This window comes from Aminobacter sp. P4_H6_2 (genome assembly GCF_056400805.1).
On sequence record NZ_JBFUKO010000598.1, the window covers coordinates 1 to 3,253 of the forward strand.

Below are 3,253 nucleotides of genomic sequence, written 5' to 3' on the forward strand. Positions count from 1 at the left end.
CAAGACCGCAGATCGCGGTTTGTGGCCCGAATTCGCGTATGGATTTTGCGCTTGAAGCTGCCCTGAACGGGCTTGAGACACGGAATTGAGAGACAAGAGGGTTTAATGCCTACCGTCAACCAGCTGATCCGCAAGCCGCGCATAGCGCCGGTGAAGCGCAACAAGGTGCCGGCCATGCAGGCCAACCCGCAGAAGCGGGGCGTTTGCACGCGTGTCTATACGACGACGCCTAAGAAGCCGAACTCGGCTCTGCGTAAGGTCGCAAAGATCCGCCTGACCAATGGTTTTGAAGTGATCGGCTACATCCCCGGCGAAGGCCATAACCTTCAGGAGCACTCCGTGGTTATGATCCGCGGCGGTCGTGTGAAGGATCTTCCGGGCGTGCGTTATCACATCATCCGCGGCGTGCTCGACACRCAGGGTGTGAAGAACCGCAAGCAGCGCCGTTCGAAGTACGGTGCCAAGCGTCCGAAGTAATTCGGGTTCTGCAATTCGGGCGCTGCGCGAGGTTCTCCGCGTGTTAAGGCGTCGGTTCAAGGTTGAGAGACAAAGCTATGTCACGTCGTCACAGTGCAGAAAAGCGCGAGATCAACCCGGATCCCAAGTTCGGCGATCTGGTTGTTACCAAGTTCATGAACGCCGTCATGTATGACGGCAAGAAGTCGATCGCTGAAACGATCGTCTACGGCGCGCTTGATCAGGTTCAGGCCAAGACCAAGCAGGAGCCGGTCACCGTCTTCCATCAGGCGCTCGACAATGTCGCGCCGCATGTGGAAGTGCGTTCGCGTCGTGTCGGCGGCGCTACCTACCAGGTTCCGGTTGACGTGCGTCCTGAGCGCCGTCAGGCACTCGCCATTCGCTGGCTGATCACTGCCGCCCGCAACCGCAACGAGACCACCATGGTCGACCGCCTCTCCGGCGAGCTGATGGATGCGGCTAACAACCGCGGCACCGCCGTGAAGAAGCGTGAAGACACCCACAAGATGGCGGAAGCCAACCGCGCCTTCGCGCACTACCGCTGGTAATAGCGCGAACGAACGACTGAGAGGCACCTCCCATGGCCCGCGAATATAAGATCGAAGACTACCGTAATTTTGGTATCATGGCGCATATCGACGCCGGCAAGACCACGACCACCGAGCGCATCCTTTATTACACGGGCAAGTCGCACAAGATCGGCGAAGTCCATGACGGCGCTGCCACCATGGATTGGATGGAGCAGGAGCAGGAACGCGGCATCACGATCACGTCTGCTGCGACCACTACCTTCTGGAAGGGCCGTGATGGCTTGGGGCGTCGCTTCAACATCATCGACACCCCCGGCCACGTCGACTTCACCATCGAAGTCGAGCGTTCGCTGCGCGTTCTCGACGGCGCCATCGCGCTGCTCGATGCCAATGCCGGTGTTGAGCCGCAGACCGAGACCGTGTGGCGCCAGGCGGACAAGTACAACGTCCCGCGCATGATCTTCTGCAACAAGATGGACAAGATCGGCGCCGATTTCTATCGCTCTTATGACATGATCAAGTCGCGCCTCGGCGCCACTGCTGTCGCCGTCCAGCTGCCGATTGGCGCTGAATCGGAGTTCAAGGGCGTTGTCGACCTTATCGAGATGAACGCGCTGGTTTGGCGCGATGAGAGCCTGGGTGCTGCCTGGGACATCGTCGAGATCCCGGACGACCTCAAGGAAAAGGCCGCAGAATTCCGCGACAAGATGATTGAGGCCGCCGTCGAAATGGACGAGACGGCTCTTGAGAACTACCTCGAAGGCAAGATGCCGTCGAACGACGAACTGCGCGCGCTGATCCGCAAGGGCACCATCGCCGTCAAGTTCTTCCCGATGTTCTGCGGCTCGGCCTTCAAGAACAAGGGCGTTCAGCCGCTGCTTGATGGCGTTGGTGACTTCCTGCCGTCGCCGCTCGACGTTCCGGCCATCAAGGGCATCGATGCCAAGACCGAAGCTGAGATCGAGCGTCATGCTGACGACAGCGAGCCGCTTTCGATGCTCGCCTTCAAGATCATGAACGATCCGTTCGTTGGCTCGCTGACCTTCTGCCGCATCTACTCGGGCAAGGTGGTCAAGGGCGCGTCGCTCGAAAACACCGTCAAGGGCAAGAAAGAGCGTCTCGGCCGTATGCTGCAGATGCACTCGAACTCGCGCTCCGACATTGAAGAGGCTTTCGCCGGCGACATCGTCGCTCTGGCCGGCCTCAAGGAAACGACCACCGGCGACACGCTTTGCGATCCGCTGCACCAGGTCATCCTCGAACGCATGGAATTCCCCGAGCCGGTCATTCAGATCGCCATCGAGCCGAAGACCAAGGGCGACCAGGAAAAGATGGGACTCGCGCTCAACCGCCTGGCTGCTGAAGATCCTTCGTTCCGCGTCAAGTCGGATGAAGAGTCGGGTCAGACCATCATCTCCGGCATGGGCGAGCTGCATCTCGACATCATCGTCGACCGCATGCGTCGCGAGTTCAAGGTTGAGGCGAACGTCGGCGCTCCGCAGGTTGCGTATCGCGAGACGATCACCCGCACCCACGAGCAGGACTACACCCACAAGAAGCAGTCGGGTGGTACGGGCCAGTTCGCTCGCGTGAAGATCGTGTTTGAGCCGAACCCCGAGGGCGAAGATTTCGTCTTCGAATCGAAGATCGTCGGTGGTGCGGTTCCGAAGGAATACATCCCCGGTGTCGACAAGGGTCTCCGCAGCGTTCTGTCTTCGGGCCCGTTCGCAGGCTTCCCGATGATCGGCGTCAAGGCGACGCTCATCGACGGTGCCTACCACGATGTCGACTCCTCGGTGCTGGCCTTCGAAATCGCCGGTCGCGCCTGCCTTCGCGAAGCTGCTCCGAAGCTGGGTGTCCAGCTGCTCGAGCCGATCATGAAGGTCGAAGTCGTGACGCCGGAAGACTATGTCGGCAACGTCATTGGCGACTTGAACAGCCGTCGTGGCCAGATCCAGGGCCAGGAAAGCCGTGGTATCGCCGTCGTCGTTAACGCGATGGTGCCGCTGGCCAACATGTTCAAGTACGTGGACAGCTTGCGCTCGATGTCACAGGGCCGCGCCCAGTACACGATGCAGTTCGACCACTATGAGGCGGTTCCGACTGCGGTCGCACAGGAAGTTCAGAAGAAATACGCGTAATTCCAGCGAATTGCAGCGTTTTATTAATTCAACGCCCTTATCGGGCTAGCAAGAATGGAGACCTCACATGGCAAAAGGTAAATTCGAGCGTAATAAGCCTCATGT

General features: G+C 59.4%; 3 protein-coding genes. All 3 read left to right on the plus strand.

All coding sequences use genetic code 11. From position 1 onward, the window contains the following. Nucleotides 1–105 precede the first annotated feature (105 nt). The 3 genes from rpsL (at nt 106) to fusA (ending at nt 3,148) form a co-directional block, all read left to right on the plus strand. Entirely contained in the window at nt 106–477 is a 372-nt protein-coding gene (gene rpsL / locus AC1DUU_RS27195) for a 30S ribosomal protein S12 (RefSeq protein ID WP_008837709.1), read from the plus strand. 77 nt (nt 478–554) lie between these two features. After that, nucleotides 555–1,025, plus strand: coding sequence for a 30S ribosomal protein S7 (gene rpsG, locus AC1DUU_RS27200; protein ID WP_476786465.1), 471 nt, complete (start codon nt 555–557; stop codon nt 1,023–1,025). A 32-nt stretch (nt 1,026–1,057) separates the two neighbouring features. After that, on the plus strand, nt 1,058–3,148 hold the full coding sequence (fusA, locus tag AC1DUU_RS27205; RefSeq protein WP_476786466.1) for an elongation factor G: 2,091 nt from the start codon (nt 1,058–1,060) through the stop codon (nt 3,146–3,148). Nucleotides 3,149–3,253: the final 105 nt, after the last annotated feature.